The 14,713-nt window shown below is 39.5% G+C and carries 14 protein-coding genes; 2 read left to right on the top strand and 12 right to left on the bottom strand.

Features of this window, described 5'->3' with window-relative positions:
• Nucleotides 1-61 precede the first annotated feature (61 nt).
• From SLH46_RS17150 to mnmD, 7 genes are all read right to left on the bottom strand, one after another.
• Nucleotides 62-2,278, bottom strand: a complete 2,217-nt coding sequence (locus SLH46_RS17150) for a RelA/SpoT family protein (RefSeq protein WP_320282436.1) — start codon at nt 2,276-2,278, stop codon at nt 62-64.
• Nucleotides 2,279-2,296: 18 nt separating this feature from the next.
• Nucleotides 2,297-2,782 (bottom strand): D-glycero-alpha-D-manno-heptose-1,7-bisphosphate 7-phosphatase, encoded by a 486-nt coding sequence (locus SLH46_RS17145; protein WP_320282435.1) that lies wholly within the window; start codon nt 2,780-2,782, stop codon nt 2,297-2,299.
• Nucleotides 2,772-3,353, bottom strand: a complete 582-nt coding sequence (locus SLH46_RS17140) for a D-sedoheptulose-7-phosphate isomerase (protein WP_320282434.1) — start codon at nt 3,351-3,353, stop codon at nt 2,772-2,774. The genes SLH46_RS17145 and SLH46_RS17140 overlap by 11 nt, the downstream gene beginning before the upstream one ends.
• The gene (locus SLH46_RS17135) at nt 3,346-3,798 is read right to left on the bottom strand and encodes an NUDIX domain-containing protein (protein ID WP_320282433.1); all 453 of its coding nucleotides are present in this window, start codon (nt 3,796-3,798) and stop codon (nt 3,346-3,348) included. The genes SLH46_RS17140 and SLH46_RS17135 overlap by 8 nt, the downstream gene beginning before the upstream one ends.
• A gap of 1 nt (nt 3,799) precedes the next feature.
• Nucleotides 3,800-4,702, bottom strand: coding sequence for a tRNA (adenosine(37)-N6)-dimethylallyltransferase MiaA (gene miaA, locus SLH46_RS17130; protein WP_320282432.1), 903 nt, complete (start codon nt 4,700-4,702; stop codon nt 3,800-3,802).
• A gap of 104 nt (nt 4,703-4,806) precedes the next feature.
• Nucleotides 4,807-5,322, bottom strand: a complete 516-nt coding sequence (locus tag SLH46_RS17125; RefSeq protein WP_320282431.1) for an IS1096 element passenger TnpR family protein — start codon at nt 5,320-5,322, stop codon at nt 4,807-4,809.
• A 379-nt stretch (nt 5,323-5,701) separates the two neighbouring features.
• Entirely contained in the window at nt 5,702-6,367 is a 666-nt protein-coding gene (mnmD, locus tag SLH46_RS17120; RefSeq protein WP_320282430.1) for a tRNA (5-methylaminomethyl-2-thiouridine)(34)-methyltransferase MnmD, read from the bottom strand.
• A gap of 119 nt (nt 6,368-6,486) precedes the next feature.
• Between mnmD and SLH46_RS17115 the strand changes: the two genes are divergently transcribed.
• Nucleotides 6,487-7,101, top strand: coding sequence for an L-threonylcarbamoyladenylate synthase (locus SLH46_RS17115; RefSeq protein ID WP_320282429.1), 615 nt, complete (start codon nt 6,487-6,489; stop codon nt 7,099-7,101).
• A gap of 8 nt (nt 7,102-7,109) precedes the next feature.
• Here SLH46_RS17115 and SLH46_RS17110 read toward each other — a convergent pair whose 3' ends face one another.
• From SLH46_RS17110 to ruvX, 5 genes are all read right to left on the bottom strand, one after another.
• Nucleotides 7,110-8,555: a TrkH family potassium uptake protein gene (locus SLH46_RS17110; RefSeq protein ID WP_320282428.1), complete on the bottom strand. Its 1,446-nt coding sequence runs from the start codon at nt 8,553-8,555 to the stop codon at nt 7,110-7,112.
• 17 nt (nt 8,556-8,572) lie between these two features.
• Nucleotides 8,573-9,907 carry a Trk system potassium transporter TrkA gene (gene trkA / locus SLH46_RS17105; protein WP_320282427.1) on the bottom strand — a complete coding sequence of 445 codons (1,335 nt, stop codon included), beginning with the start codon at nt 9,905-9,907 and terminating at the stop codon, nt 8,573-8,575.
• Nucleotides 9,908-10,104: 197 nt separating this feature from the next.
• Entirely contained in the window at nt 10,105-12,120 is a 2,016-nt protein-coding gene (locus SLH46_RS17100; protein WP_320282426.1) for a ComEC/Rec2 family competence protein, read from the bottom strand.
• 49 nt (nt 12,121-12,169) lie between these two features.
• Complete coding sequence (gene def, locus SLH46_RS17095; RefSeq protein WP_320282425.1) at nt 12,170-12,724, bottom strand: peptide deformylase; 555 nt, start codon at nt 12,722-12,724, stop codon at nt 12,170-12,172.
• 60 nt (nt 12,725-12,784) lie between these two features.
• Nucleotides 12,785-13,210, bottom strand: coding sequence for a Holliday junction resolvase RuvX (ruvX, locus tag SLH46_RS17090; protein WP_320282424.1), 426 nt, complete (start codon nt 13,208-13,210; stop codon nt 12,785-12,787).
• A 210-nt stretch (nt 13,211-13,420) separates the two neighbouring features.
• Here ruvX and SLH46_RS17085 point away from each other — a divergent pair, with 210 nt between their 5' ends.
• A complete protein-coding gene (locus SLH46_RS17085; RefSeq protein ID WP_320282423.1) occupies nt 13,421-14,584 on the top strand; it encodes a hypothetical protein in 1,164 nt (387 codons plus the stop codon).
• Nucleotides 14,585-14,713 lie beyond the last annotated feature (129 nt).

The raw sequence follows: 14,713 nt of genomic DNA, 5'->3' as shown, positions 1-14,713 counted from the left end.
AAACCAATTTTAAATAGGCCAAAAATAGAAAAAATTTTTATTCTTTTAGAATGAATATAAATTATTCATCGAGGTTTTCAATCCTGTTAACACTGTCGATTCCCTTAATTGTTTTTAGTTTATTAATTAAGTTGTTTAAATCGTTGGTATTGTGGATATAGAGGAATAGGTCGCCCATAAAAATTCCATCGTGTGTATCGAACTTTACTGAACGCATGTTAATATTGTGACCCTTCGATATTAGTGTTGTTACTTCGTTTACAATTCCCATTCGGTCGAAACCCTGCAACTGCAGCCGGGTAAGGTACGACTGGCGTTTGAATTTGGTCCATTCGGCCTGGATGATTTTTTCGCCCTGGTTGGCTATAAATTTTTCCAGTTCCCGGCATTTTACTTTGTGAATGATAACGTGGTCATCAGTGGTCAAATAACCAACAACCGGCTCTCCGGGAATTGGATTGCAGCATTTTGCCAGTGAGAATTTAATATTGTCCTGATTTTCCCGTAGCAGAAATGGTTTTTTCTTATCGATCTTTTGGTTTTCGGGCGTTTCTTCTTCCTCGTTTTTATTCCCTGAGCCAAAGGTAATGTTCCAGTATTTTACCAGTTTACTTTCCGATTTTTTTCCGATAATGTCCTTAACAGCGTCAAGTTCCAAAAAGCCCATTCCAACTTCAGAATACAGCTGTTCTTTATTATTCAGGTTAAAGTGGGCCGTTAATTTTTTGAGATTGTTGGAAGTTAGCGGAGCATTTATCTCCTTAAAAAGCGTCTCAATAATTTCCTTGCCTTTGTCGGTATGTTTGCTTTTTTCGAGTCGGAATACATTTTTAATTTTTCCCCTGGCTTTTGGCGATGCCGAGAATTTTAACCACTCCAGTTTTGGCGTCTGGTTTTCTGAAGTCAGAATTTCAATCTGATCGCCATTCTCAATCACGTGGCTGATCGGTACCAGCTTCGTATTTATTTTTGCGCCAATACATTTGTTTCCCAGTTCAGTGTGAATTTCGTAGGCAAAATCTATAACCGTTGAACCAAGTGGCAACGAAAACATATCGCCTTTTGGTGTAAAGACATTTATCTCGGAAGAAAACAGGTTGAGTTTAAAATCGTCGAGAAATTCGAAAGCATCGGAATCGGGACTTTGCAATAATTCGCGAATGCGTTCGATCCAAGGATCCAGCTCGTTTTCAAAGTTGCGGATGTCTTTGTAGCGGTAATGTGCAGCAAAACCATGCTCGGCTACATCGTCCATTCGGTCGGTTCGTATCTGAATTTCCACCCAATGTCCCTGCGGTCCCATCACGGTAACATGCAACGATTCGTAACCGTTTGCTTTTGGCATGGTAATCCAGTCGCGGATTCGGTCGGGTTTTGGCTTGTATATATCGGTAACTATCGAAAGTACGTCAAAACATTGGCGTTTTTCTGATATTCCTTTTTTTGAGTTGATAACAACACGAATAGCCAGAATATCGTAAACTTCGTTAAAAGCCACCGATTGTTTCTGCATCTTTTGCCAGATGGAATAGCTCGTTTTTAGCCGGTGTTCTACTTTACAATCAATTCCTTCTTCCTTCAGTTTTTCAATGATCGGACCTGTAAATTCGTTAATCAGGTAATTCCGTTTTTCTTCCTGATTATGCAGCAGAAATTGAATTTGCTCGTACTCTTCGGGGTGTTTGTGTTTAAAACTCAAATCCTCGAGATCGCTTTTTATCGCATGTAAACCCAGCCGGTGAGCCAGTGGCACGTAAAGAAATAGTGTTTCGCCTGCAATCTTAATTTTTTTGTGTGCCGGCATCGAATCAAGCGTTCGCATATTGTGCAAACGATCGGCGATTTTAATCAAAATAACCCTTACGTCGTCCGAAAGGGTCATCAACATTTTTTTCAGCGTAAGTGCATGTTTAGCATCAAAGTCTCCCGAAAGTTTGGTCAGCCCGTCAACAATACGCGCCACACGTGTTCCAAACATGTTTTCAATGTCGGACAAACGGTATTCGGTGTCTTCAACAACATCGTGTAACAGGGCTGCAACAATCGATGTAGCACCCAAACCTAAATCTACCGCAACAATACGTGCAACTGCAATGGGATGAATGATAAACGGTTCGCCCGATTTACGTTTTATACCATGGTGCGCCGCATTCGAGAATCGAAATGCTTTATCGATCCGTGCCAACCGCCCTTCATCAAACTTATCTTTAATGACCTTTAGAAAATCCTGGTAACGGTCTTCAATATGCCTTATTTCTGCTTTTGTAAAATGTTGCACTTTGCCTATGTCTGATCTTTAATCTAAACCTGCCTGTAATAAGTTTTGAATATATAAATTCTTTCCTATCCCTGCTTTCTCTCCTGCTAAAATATCTCTTTTTTTATCTCCGATCAACACTGAGTTAACAGGATCGATATTAAATTCATGAATGGCCTGCAAAATCATTCCCGGTTCGGGTTTTCTACACGTGCATTCTCCTGTTATTTCAGGATGATGAGGGCAGTGATAAACTTTTGTTATTTCTATTCCTTGTTTCTGAAACTGCTGAATCATCCAATCGTTTAAACGAAAATAATCGTTTTCGGTATAATATTTTCGCGCAATACCTGACTGATTAGTAATAACAAATAGCTTAAATCCTTTGTTCTGATAGCTTTTTAGTAATTTGAAAATGCCTGGAATAAATTCAAAATCTTCAATTCGGAACACATAGTTCTTTTCAACGTTAATGGTTCCATCCCTGTCGAGAAATAGAGCCTTGTATTTTTTGCTACTTGTCATTTCCGAACAAAGTTAGCTCAACTTTTTCGCAAATAATATGGCCAACGAGCAAATGTATTTCCTGAATGCGGGGAACATTTTCTGAAGGAACCTTTAAAATCAGGTCGCTTAAATCGTTTAAATCGCCACCGCTTTCTCCTGTAAACGCTACAGTTGTAAGTCCTTTTTCGCGGGCAGCATGAAAGGCGTTTACAATGTTTTCTGAAGTTCCCGAAGTTGATAAACCAATAAGAACGTCGCCCTGCTGACCAAACGCTTCAATGTACCGACTATAAACTTTTGTAAAGTCGTAGTCGTTCGAAACCGCCGTAACAAAGGATGAGTTAACATGGCATGCTTCAGCAGGAATGGCAGGCCGCTCCAATTTAAACCGGCCTGAAAGTTCGGCTGCCAGGTGTTGAGCTTCTGCCGAGCTGCCTCCGTTTCCGCAAAAAATCGTTTTGTTCCCGTTTTTATAGGCTTTTATAATGTTGTCGGAAATTTTGTCGATTACCTGAACAAGTAGCGAATTATTCTCTAACAAAGTACAAAGTTCCGAAAGCTGCTTTATCTGCTGTAGCGTGTTACTCATTAAAAGTTGCTTTTAATTTCTGTAGAACAAATTTATCAATTGGGAAAGTAATATCGTCTGCTTTTAGGTCTTTTATTTTTTCCCAGCGAAAACTTTGTGTTTCGCCGGCATCGATTTTGAAATCAAACGCCTTTTCCGAAATCTTAAATTTTAATGGCTGTTTCAGGTCTGCCAGGTAGTAGATACTTAATAGTTGAGCGTTCTCGTAGAACAGTGCTTTTTGATAAAAATCGGTGGTGTAAAAATGCCTGACATTTTCAATTTGTTGTCCGTTGCATTCTTCTTCAAACTCACGTTTTAATCCGTCAATCAAACCTTCTCCAAATTCCAGTCCGCCACCCGGAAACTTGGTCATTCTGGTATTTAAAACAAATTCATCAGAAAGTAAAATCTCTTTCTTGTCGTTGATAACCAGTCCGTAAACACGAATAATAAACTGTGCCATTTTAGTTGATTTGTGTTTCAAGCCAGTTGATTATTTCTGCTGCTTCGGTAGGTTCAAACCATTTTACTGCTTCATCGCGGCGAAACCACGTAATTTGTTTGCGGGCATAACGGCGCGAATTTCTTTTGATTAACTCAACGGCTTTTTCGCGCGATATTTCTCCGTTGAAAAAGGCGAACAGTTCCTGGTAGCCCACTGTATTTAACGAGTTCAAATGTTTTTTGTGAAGTACACTACGTGCTTCTGCTTCCAGGCCCGCTTCCATCATTTTATCAACCCGTAAATTAATGCGGTTGTGAAGTACCTGGCGATCGCAGTTTAAAGCGATTTTTATAATGTTGAAAGGACGTTCTTTTGGCGTGTCGGAGCGAAATGAAGAGTATGGTTTTCCGGTTTGAATGCTAATCTCCAGCGCATGAATGATTCGGTTCGGGTTTTTAAGGTCAACTTTTTTATAATAGTCAGGATCGAGTTTTTTTAGTTGCAATCGCAAACTTTCCAATCCTTCTTCCTCCAGTTGTTGTTTTAATGCTGCGCGGACTTCCGGATCGGCATCGGGCATCACATCAATACCTTTGCAAATGGCGTCGATATACAACATGGAGCCACCCACCAGTAACAGAACATCCTTTTGCTGAAAAAGCTCATCGATTAATTTTAGTGCTTCGGTTTCGTAACGACTGGCGTTGTAATTTTCTTCAACCGAATGACTTTGTATAAAATGATGCGGAACAGCAGCCAGCTCTTCTTCAGACGGAACAGCTGTACCGATATTGAGCTCCTTAAAAATTTGCCTGGAGTCGGCCGAAACGATTTCGGCATTAAAATGCCGGGCGACTTTAATACTCACTTCGGTTTTCCCAATTCCGGTTGGGCCGGTAATTACAACAAGTGTTTTTGACATGAATCCATGTTTTTTGGCAAATTAATGACAAAAAAAAGACTGTTCAAAATAATGAACAGTCTTGGAATTTTTTTAAACATGGATTAAACAGTCGTCTTTCGTGATTAGAAATCGTCCATTTCGCCAAAGATTTCAGTGTAATCATCTAGCTCTCCAAAATCCATATAAACTTCTTCTTCCTGGAGTGAACCAGTTTCAAATTCAACTCTTTCTTCTCCTAAAACCTGAACGGGGGCATCGCCTTGTTTTAAAGCGACTAATGGTTCATTAAGATTTTTTTCCATAATTATTCCAGTTAGTTCTATAAAAAAAGACCTGTCGTTCAAAAAATCGAATGTATAAATTAGTTGCTGCCCGACATTTTGCAGCAGGTCGCGCAATTTTGTCTTTTGCATGATGTAAAAGGCCGCGCCATTTATACCTAAGTCTAACATTGAAATCTCAACCAGCTTTTTCCATCGGTTGTTCGACACAAAAAATGATGCCAGTTGGTGTGATTCAAAACCCACACTTTTCTGAATAATGCTATGAAAATCGAAAAATGAATGTTTCTCATCCAGAGCTACTTCCAGTCGGAAGCTTTGGGTCTCTTGTGAAATGATTTGAAATTGATAGATCATAAATTTCACGTTGAATGAAGTCCAAATTTTAAAGGAATTTTTGCAAATTCCAAGAAATAAAAATCTGAAAAAATTGAAAATCTCTATGAAAAGTCATGTTTTTTGCCTTCCGAATTTTAGTTGACAAAATGTCAAAAGGTTGGTTTTTAACCTTTTTGAGGGCAATTCTTTGTGTATATGTTACAAAATGTTCGAAACAAATATTGGTGAATTAAAAAATGTTAAAAAAAGCTAACGCTGAAAAATTGAACAATCGTGTTTGTTGTTCATCTAATTGAAAAATGCCTTCTAAAATATACTTAAGTGTCAGTATGTCAATATCTAAGGATGTGTGTTTGTGAGGATTGTTTTAGGGTTTTTAAATATTTTACAGTCGGCTTTAAAGTTTGCTAACACGTAACATTTGACGTTTTCCCGGAGGACCGGGTAGTCTTTCGGAGGTAAATCCCGATCGTTCCATGCGTCGTCTTATCTCTCCTTTTGCACTGTAGGTTACCAGTGTTGCGCTTTGATTACTAATTCCAAAAATCGATTTGAAAATTTGTTCCTCCCACATTTCCGGTTGTTTGTCGGGACCAAATGCATCATAGTAAATAATATCTACCAAAGGAAGATTGTCAAATGAAAATGTCTTTAGATCGGCTTCAATTTTTAACAGATCTAAAAACGGAGTTACCGTAGTTTTTGAGTTCCAGAGCCTCGTATGTAACTGCTCAAAAAGCTGCGCTGCTTCTTCGGAGATTAAGCTACCGTAGTTCAATTGTTTCACCTCCTCAGCTTTTAGCGGATATTTCTCCAACGAAATATATGTGGTTTTTCGTTGGCTTTTTTCAGCTTCCAGGGCAGTAAGTAAAGCGTTCAGCCCGGTGCCAAAACCAATCTCGAGTACTACAGGCTCCAGTGATTGGTTGTGTCGATAACCTTTGTCGAGGTACACATATTCCGATTCGGTAATAGCTCCGTTAACTGAGTGATATTGTTCATCCATTTCAGGAATAAACAGGGTTTTTGAGCCATCTCCTGTTTCTATAATTTTTCGTTGCATCTGTTGTCTTATTTACCCGGTTCGTATGTTATTGAACCAAAATAGCCCGAAAACAGGTTGTTTAACATCTTGTTTCCGGCATAAAAAACTAATTTTAGCGCTCAAAATTAGAAAAAACTATGTTGGTTCGTTTATTCAATGAAAATCCAAATCCTCGCGAAGTCCGAAAAATTGTAGATATTCTGCGGAGTGGAGGAGTGATTGTTTATCCAACCGACACGGTTTATGGATTAGGCTGTGATATTACGAATCAGAAGGCCGTAGAAAAAGTTGCACGCCACAAAGGAATCCAGATTGAGAAAAGCAATTTCTCATTTATTTGCAGCGATTTCAGTCATTTGTCGGATTATACAAAACCCATCCCAAATCATATTTTCAAACTCATTCGCAAAAATTTACCCGGTCCGTTTACCTTTATTTTAAATGCAAACAATAATGTACCGCGCTATTTTCGTGGCAAGAAAAAAACGGTGGGTATCCGAATTCCTGATAATAATATTATTCGCGAAATTGTTCAGGAACTGGGAAATCCAATAATGTCGACCTCGGTGCACGACGAGGACGAATTTCTGGAATATACAACCGATCCAGAACTGATTCATGAAAAGTATAGCGAAATTGCCGATGTGGTTATCGACGGTGGTTATGGCGAACTGGTCCCTTCAACAATTGTTGATTGTACCTCGGACGAACCAACCATTAATCGCCAGGGAAAAGGGGAGTTGGAATATTAAACATGTTTCTATTCTTTCCAGAATGATGGTGAGAAGAGTACCAAAACAGTAAAAAGCTCAAGTCTGCCCAGCAGCATCAAAAACGATAAAAACCATTTTCCGATCGGTTTTATGTGGTAGAAATTTTCGGCAGGTCCAACCGAGCCCAATCCAGGACCAATATTTCCAAGACAAGTTGCAACAGCACCCATCGACGATTCCATGTCGGGTTCAATCAAGGTGAAAATTACCGTGCTGAATGCAAAAATCACAAAGTAGATCATAAAGAAGGCGAGTACGTTGGTAACGATTTTTGCGTCAACCGAATGTTTGTTAAAACGAACAGGAATAACTGCGTTGGGATGTACCAAACGTTTTAGTTCGTAGTAGCCATTCTTTAATAAAACAACAATACGCATAATCTTGATTCCTCCACCGGTTGATCCGGCAGATCCACCAAAAAAGAACAGCAAAAAGATAAGCATGGTTAATACCGGCGGCCAGGTAAGGTAGTCGGCTGTGGCATATCCTGTAGTTGTAATAATGGTGAGAACCTGGAATAGCGAATCGCGGAAAGCTTTTTCAACGCCAAATTCAGTTGAGATCAATAATCCGATAAAAATTAGTGCTGTAAATCCAAGCGTGAAAAAGCTGTAATATTTAAATTCTTCGTCTTTAAAAGCCACCGAAAACTTCCCTTTTATGGCAAAATAAGAAAGGGTAAAGTTTGTTCCGGCGAGAAACATAAAAACAATAATTACATATTGAATAAATGGCGATGGCCAGTGTGCAACACTTGCCTGTTTTGTCGAGAATCCTCCTGTGGCCATTGTGGTAAACGAATGGCAAATGGCATCAAAAAATGTCATGCCGCCAATCCACAGCAACAGGGTTTCCGCAACCGTAAATGCCAGATAAATTACCCAAAGTGTTTTTGCCGTTTGTTTAATCCGCGGACTTATTTTATCGGGAGTTGGCCCCGGAACTTCGGCCATAAAAAGCTGCATACCACCAATTCCGAACACCGGTAAAATTGCCAGCGATAACACGATAATTCCCATACCGCCAAGCCATTGAGTGATACTTCGCCAGAAGAGAATACCGTGCGGCAGTGCTTCAATGTCGTTTAATATTGACGAGCCAGTTGTGGTAAATCCGGAGATGGTCTCAAAAAATGCGTCGGTGAAATTGGGTATCGAACCGCTAAATATATAAGGGAGACTGCCAAAAAACGAAAATACGATCCAAACCATCGAAACAATGATAAATCCTTCGCGTTTACCAATATCCTTTTTTGCTTTTGATGTGGTAGCAACAATCAGGCCTCCAATGGCAAGGTTGATTCCTGCCGAAATAAGAAAAGCAATACTATCGGGTTCACCATATATCAGAGCAACCAGGATAGCAATACCCATGGCGATGCCTTCAACAATCAATAGAAAACCGAGTACTCTGAAAATGATTTTGAGATTCATGTTCCGGTAGTTTATTCTTATTTGAAGAATTTCTCCAGTTTTTTAATTCCGGACGGTAAAGTGAAAACAACAACTTTATCGCCTTCCTGAATTTGTGTGTAGCCGTGGGCAATGTATCCCATATTTCCACGAATTACACCACCGATTTTTGCTTCAACCGGGAAGTCGAGGTCTTTAACAGGTTTTTGCGTAATTTTTGCCCCCGGCTTGGCAATAAATTCAAACACCTCGGCATCGGATGCAGTGAGGCATTTTACCTTCGAAATTTCGGCGTTAAGCGTAAAACGGTAAATATAACCGGCCGCAATAAGCTTTTTATTAAAAATGCTGCCAATATCCATGTTGTCGGCCAGGTTCATATAGGCCAGGTTTTCAACTTCGGCAACGGTACGGCGAACTCCAAATGTTTTCGCCAGGTGACATCCTAAAATATTGGTTTCCGAATTTCCGGTGGTAGCTACAAAGGCATCCATTTTTTCAATGCCTTCTTCGCGCAACAAATTCAGGTTTCTACCATCGCCGTTAATTACCAGCACATTTTCGTATTTGTCGGCAATTTTTTCGCATTTTTTGCGATCGCCTTCAATAACTTTTATGCGATAGTTTTCGCCCAGTTTTTCAATGGCTTTTTGGGCAATTCGGCTACCGCCTAAAAACATGATGTTTTTAACCTCGAAAAGTGTTTTCCCGGTTAATTCGTATACGTTGTTTTGTTCGGCCGGTGTGGTAACAAAAAATACGATATCGCCATTTTTTATAAAATCGTTTCCGTTTGGAATGATGGTTTCATTGTCACGGTTTATCGCAACAACCAACAGGTGTTGATTTTCCTGCGAAAGTTCCTCGAAAGTTTTATTCAAAATCGGCGCGTTCTCGCGAACTTTAATTCCCATCATGATCAGTTTTCCACCTGAAAATTCGATCAACTGACGGGTTGCCGTTTGTTTTACTGATGCTACAATTTCCTTTGCAGCAAGACTTTCGGGATAAATAAGCTCGTTAATTCCAAGATTATTCAGTTTCGAACGATACCGTTCCTGAAGGTATTCCGAGTTGTTAATACGCGCAATGGTGCGGTTAACCCCAAGGTACGACGCCATTGAACAAGCCAGCACATTTCGCTCCTCGAAAGGAGTTACTGCGATAAAAAGATCTGATTTTGCCAGTTCGGTATTTTTCAGATCCAGAAAAGAGTGGGCCGATCCGGTTACTGTCATCAAATCTACTTCACTACTAATTTTTGCCAGCTTTTCGGGCGAATCATCCAGCAGTGTAATATCATGATTTTCGTTGGTTAACATTCGTGCCAAATGTGTTCCAACTTCTCCTGCACCTGCAATAACAACTTTCATCTATCTGTTTTATTTAGTGAAGCAAAATAATGTATTCTCTTCTGAATGTCCAGAGAAAAATCTTTATAATTACCAGCTTCCAACATTAAATTAACATTCTAAATTACAAAATGCACCTTGTATTTTATCAGAAATAAGCAAAATAAATTTGTGTGTGCCTTGAAATAATTGAGCGGATAAATGGCTCCTTTTTTCGCTTACCAGCTCGAAACAAAGGCTCCCTGTGCTGAAAGAATATGTATTTGGTCGGGGTTGGCAAAGGTATTTTTGCCGGGGTAATACTGAACAATATAACAACTATCGGTTTTTGGCAGAACAGGTTTGAATCCGTTTGTTCCTGCAATATAAATATCCCCTGAATTTTGCTCGTTTGGAGTTGATTTATCGTCCTCAATTAGAACTTTTTTACCTTCAAAAATTACCCGTTGCTGATCGAGTAATATGTAATTGTCGTGGAAGCTTTCATTCATGTTCAAAAAGCGTACATTCTTTATCCGTTGCCCGATTTTTATGTCTTGAATGGAGGAGTAAATGTAATCATCGGGAGAAAGTGGCAGTGCGGAAACAACATACAGGTTTTTTGCTGAAATAAAACAAACAACCGGTTCTTTCGAGTTCAGTACAATTATTTCGTGTTGATTGAATTGTTTGTAGCCGGAAAACAGGATAGATAAAGTAAGTAGAAAAACAAATAAAAGTGACGATTTTATATAAAGAACATTTTTGTTTTTTATGAATAAAAACACGGAAAAAAGTATAGCCAGCACAAACAGTAGTTCAGGGCGGCGAAGCATTACGTCGGGAGTTGAGTATGGAAATGATTCGATTGACGAAAGTGTGAAATACACGGTTTTAATGATCCACTTAACCAGGAAGGAAATTCCTTCTGCTAATAAAGGAACAGAAGAAAACGCCAACAATCCAATTCCCAAAGGAATAAGCACCATTGCTGCCGGAATTACAACAATGTTACTCAGTAAAAAGTAAGTTGGAAACTGGTTGAAATAATAAGCCGATAACGGGAATGTTGCTATTTGGGCTGCAACTGAAACTGTAATCAGGTTCCAGAAGAACAAGGCGATTTTATTTTTTACCGGCCAAATAGCAGCCAGTCGTGGTTGCAAATAAACAATGCCAAAAACTGCCATGTACGACAATTGAAAGCCAACCTCGAACAGGTTGTTAGGATTAATCAATAAAAGCAGAAATGCAGATGCGGCTAAAGTGTTGTAAATATTTGCCCGGCGGTGTATGTTGTTGGCAATTGTAATCAGGCTAAACATGGTACATGCTCGCATAACCGATGGCGACAAACCGGTGATAAAAGCATAACTCCACAACAAGGCAATTAAGATGAGATGGTAAATTAATTTGCCTGCTTTTCGTTTTTTCAGAAAACCAAAGATGAACGAAAAGGCAAAAAACAGTATTCCAACATGCAATCCGGAAACTGCAAGAATATGCATCGCTCCGGCAGAGGAAAAAATACGTTTTGTTTCGCGGTCGAGTTCGCGTTTGTAACCCAACGTTAGTGCCGAAAGAATTTCTGTCTCGCGTTCACCGATTTCCTGTGCCCGGTATATTATTAACAGTTTGTCGCGTATTGTTTCGGCCCGGATTTTTAGGTTGTTGTATTTGTATGTTGTTGGTTCCCAGCTTTCAGAGCTTAAATAAACCTGCCGGTAAATATGTTGCCGGGCCAGGTATTTTTTGTAATCAAATTCGTACGGATTTCCATTGTTTTCGATGTATTCAGGCGATGTGTCAAAAATAATCTGGCTGCCTAGTTTTAATTGTTTCGCTTCAATGCTTTTTTCGAAATAAACCAAAATATTTTCATGTGTTCTTTCGAGTGTATCGCTTGAATAACAGGAGTGAAGTTGTATCAAACTTTTATAGGAGTTCGGTTTTTCCTGCGGCGTTTCCAATACCGTGCCAATCAAAGTGCCTTGCGTTTCAACAATCGTTGTTTTATTGTATTCGGTAAAAATTACCGAGCCAAATAGAACAAATAGTACAAACGTAAGTAGTCCAAAAATTGGAGACAGGAAAAAGTTATACCACTTTTGGATAATCAGCAGACACACAATAATTCCAACAATCCCAAAAAAACAAAGGGTGCTGTCGAATTTAAAAAGTGACGCAAGAAAAATGCCTGAAGCAAGGGCAACAGTTAATCTTAGAAACGGTATTTTGTTGAATGTGTTTTCCACAATTCAGGCCTGAAGGATTTTCCGTAACTAAGATACTGTTTTTATGGCATTATCTCGGAACTTTAATCCGGTAATGTGGCCGCACTTTACCTTTTGAAATGGCCAGTAGTTTGCTTTTTAACAGTCGTTTACGTAGTGGCGATAAATAATCGACAAATAATACGCCTTCCAAATGATCATATTCGTGCTGGATTACGCGGCCTGCAAATCCTTTGTAGGTTTCAGTGTGTTCCACAAAGTTTTCGTCGAGGTATTTAATGGTAACCTCGTCGGGGCGATCTACATCTTCCCTGATTTCGGGTAAACTTAAACAACCTTCGTTCATTGTCCATTCTTCGCCGGCGGTTTCAATAATCTCCGGATTGATAAAAACTTTCTTAAATCCTTCCAGTTCCGGTTCTTCGTCGGCACCCGACGATGCATCGATTACAAACATACGAATAGACAAACCAACCTGTGGCGCAGCCAGTCCAACCCCATCCGAATAATACATGGTTTCCCACATGTTCTCAATTATTTCATCGAGTTTTGGATGATCCTTCTCAATCTTTTCTGCCTTCCTTCTTAATAACGGGTCTCCGTAAACTGTAACCGGATATTTCATATGATCTTAATTGTCTTTTATTCTTATCTATCGTCCTTCGTAAATTATGGTTTACGTTTTCTACGACGATAAATTTCGTTTCTGTTCTAAATAATTCTGTAAAATAATGGTTGCGCTTATGGCATCAACCAATGCTTTATCCTGCCGCTTCTGCTTTTTTAGTCCGCCGTCAATCATGGTTTGAAAAGCCATTTTCGATGTAAAACGTTCGTCGTAAATCTCCAATTTTATGGTTGGATAAACCTTCTGAAATCTTTTCAAAAACGGGTTGATAAAACGAACAGATTCTGAGGCCTCATTGTTCATTTGCTTCGGGTAGCCAACAACCACTGTTTCTACCTCTTCTTTCTGGAAATAATCTTTCAGAAAATCCCAAATGGTATGTGTAGGAACAGTTGTTAAACGGTTGGCAATAATCTGTCCCGGATCGGTAACTGCCAATCCTGTCCTTTTTCTTCCGTAATCAATTGCTAATATGCGGGCCATAATTTCTTTTAAAGCAGCTGCAAAAGTAGAGAGAATTGTGGAGAAAAAAAAGTCTGATAATCAGTGTGAAATGTGCGCTGTATCTTTTGTGAACACTGAGGAGTGCAATTTTGGCACAGGCTTTGCGTTAAGTAAGGCAGATATCGATTTTTATTTTGGCGCCAACAGAGCAAAGCAAACAAATTGTTGAATTTTTTAAAGTCTATTGTCATGAAAGCAACAACTATTAAATTGTTTGCCACGATGATTACTCTGGCGGCAATTACAATAATAACAACAACTCCTGCAGAGGCACAGCGCCGGTCAACACAACGAGGCACTGAAAGCCGGGAAGTTACAAAACGAAGCAGTAAAAAAGATGTAACATCTAAAAGTGCGTCGAAAACGTTCAAAGCACCTGCTACAAAACGGTCATCAGACCGGGTAAGTTCTTCACGTTCAAACAGCGCGAGACAAAATAATGCGAATGTTCGCTCAAGCAGCAGAACTTATAATAATTCTGCTTCTACAAACCGCGACATGCAACGCAAAAGTGCTGCAAATAAAATTTCCGAAAAACAAAGACGTACGAGTACTTCTGCAGCACAGCGCTACAATCAAAATCAAAGGAGTACCCAAAGTAAATCGGCTAACCGTGTAAATACAAACCGTGGAAGCGAGCGTAAACCTGCAAAAACTTACGCCAGCACCAACGGCTCGAAACAACCGGTAAGAGCAGAACGGAGAACAACCGGGACGAATTCCCGCGATGCAAATCGTTATTACAATGTCGATAGAAACGACAAACGTTACAAACCAAATAATAATTACAGGGGAAATAACAGGGACTGGAGCAGTAGTTATCGTTCACGGGATATGAATTATAATCACCGCGATAAAAAATACTATTCGCATTACAACTATCAGAATAACCGTCACTGGGATAGGCACTGGGAGAGCTACCGATGGAACTACAACAGCTGGCGCGATTATTACGGCGGATACAGTCCTTATTCATACCGCTACCATAAATACTACTATCACCATAATCACTATGGTCACGTAATCCGGAAGTTTGTTTACCGTCCAACAGTTTTTGTTCATAACCACCATAAATACTATTGTTACGACGGTCATTTTTTCAGGTATCGTCAAGGTGTAGGTTATGTATTGGTTAATATGCCTTTTGGATTTTCGTTCGAGTATTTGCCTTACGGTTACGAGCGGGTTAACATAAACGGCTACCTGTATTTCAGGGTTGGAAACCTGTTCTTCGAATCGTCGGCTTACGGTTTTCGATTGGTTCATTATCCCGACAGGTATTATGCCTTTAACGACGACTATTACAACAATGGATATGTTTTTGGAGATGATTACTATTACGAGCCTTATTAAAGAGGGCTAAACCTGAGTTTTATACTGTTTATTAACAGCACTACCCGTCAAGATTATTTTGGCGGGTAGTTTTTTGTTTCGGAAGTTCACAAGCTCCTGATTCTTATTTTGGGAATATGTTATTGAACT

This window comes from Draconibacterium sp. IB214405 (assembly GCF_033963885.1).
Taxonomy (GTDB): domain Bacteria; phylum Bacteroidota; class Bacteroidia; order Bacteroidales; family Prolixibacteraceae; genus Draconibacterium.
The sequence above is the reverse complement of the archived record's forward strand: the minus strand, read 5'-3'. Positions and strand labels throughout refer to the sequence as shown.

Excerpts from the sequence above, each read along its gene's own strand:
- SLH46_RS17145 (WP_320282435.1), bottom strand. The coding sequence starts at position 2,782 with ATGACAAGTAGCAAAAAATACAAGGCTCTATTTCTCGACAGGGATGGA.
- SLH46_RS17140 (WP_320282434.1), bottom strand. The coding sequence starts at position 3,353 with ATGAGTAACACGCTACAGCAGATAAAGCAGCTTTCGGAACTTTGTACT.
- SLH46_RS17135 (WP_320282433.1), bottom strand. The coding sequence starts at position 3,798 with ATGGCACAGTTTATTATTCGTGTTTACGGACTGGTTATCAACGACAAG.
- miaA (WP_320282432.1), bottom strand. The coding sequence starts at position 4,702 with ATGTCAAAAACACTTGTTGTAATTACCGGCCCAACCGGAATTGGGAAA.
- SLH46_RS17125 (WP_320282431.1), bottom strand. The coding sequence starts at position 5,322 with ATGATCTATCAATTTCAAATCATTTCACAAGAGACCCAAAGCTTCCGA.
- mnmD (WP_320282430.1), bottom strand. The coding sequence starts at position 6,367 with ATGCAACGAAAAATTATAGAAACAGGAGATGGCTCAAAAACCCTGTTT.
- SLH46_RS17115 (WP_320282429.1), top strand. The coding sequence starts at position 6,487 with ATGTTGGTTCGTTTATTCAATGAAAATCCAAATCCTCGCGAAGTCCGA.
- SLH46_RS17110 (WP_320282428.1), bottom strand. The coding sequence starts at position 8,555 with ATGAATCTCAAAATCATTTTCAGAGTACTCGGTTTTCTATTGATTGTT.
- trkA (WP_320282427.1), bottom strand. The coding sequence starts at position 9,907 with ATGAAAGTTGTTATTGCAGGTGCAGGAGAAGTTGGAACACATTTGGCA.
- def (WP_320282425.1), bottom strand. The coding sequence starts at position 12,724 with ATGAAATATCCGGTTACAGTTTACGGAGACCCGTTATTAAGAAGGAAG.
- ruvX (WP_320282424.1), bottom strand. The coding sequence starts at position 13,210 with ATGGCCCGCATATTAGCAATTGATTACGGAAGAAAAAGGACAGGATTG.
- SLH46_RS17085 (WP_320282423.1), top strand. The coding sequence starts at position 13,421 with ATGAAAGCAACAACTATTAAATTGTTTGCCACGATGATTACTCTGGCG.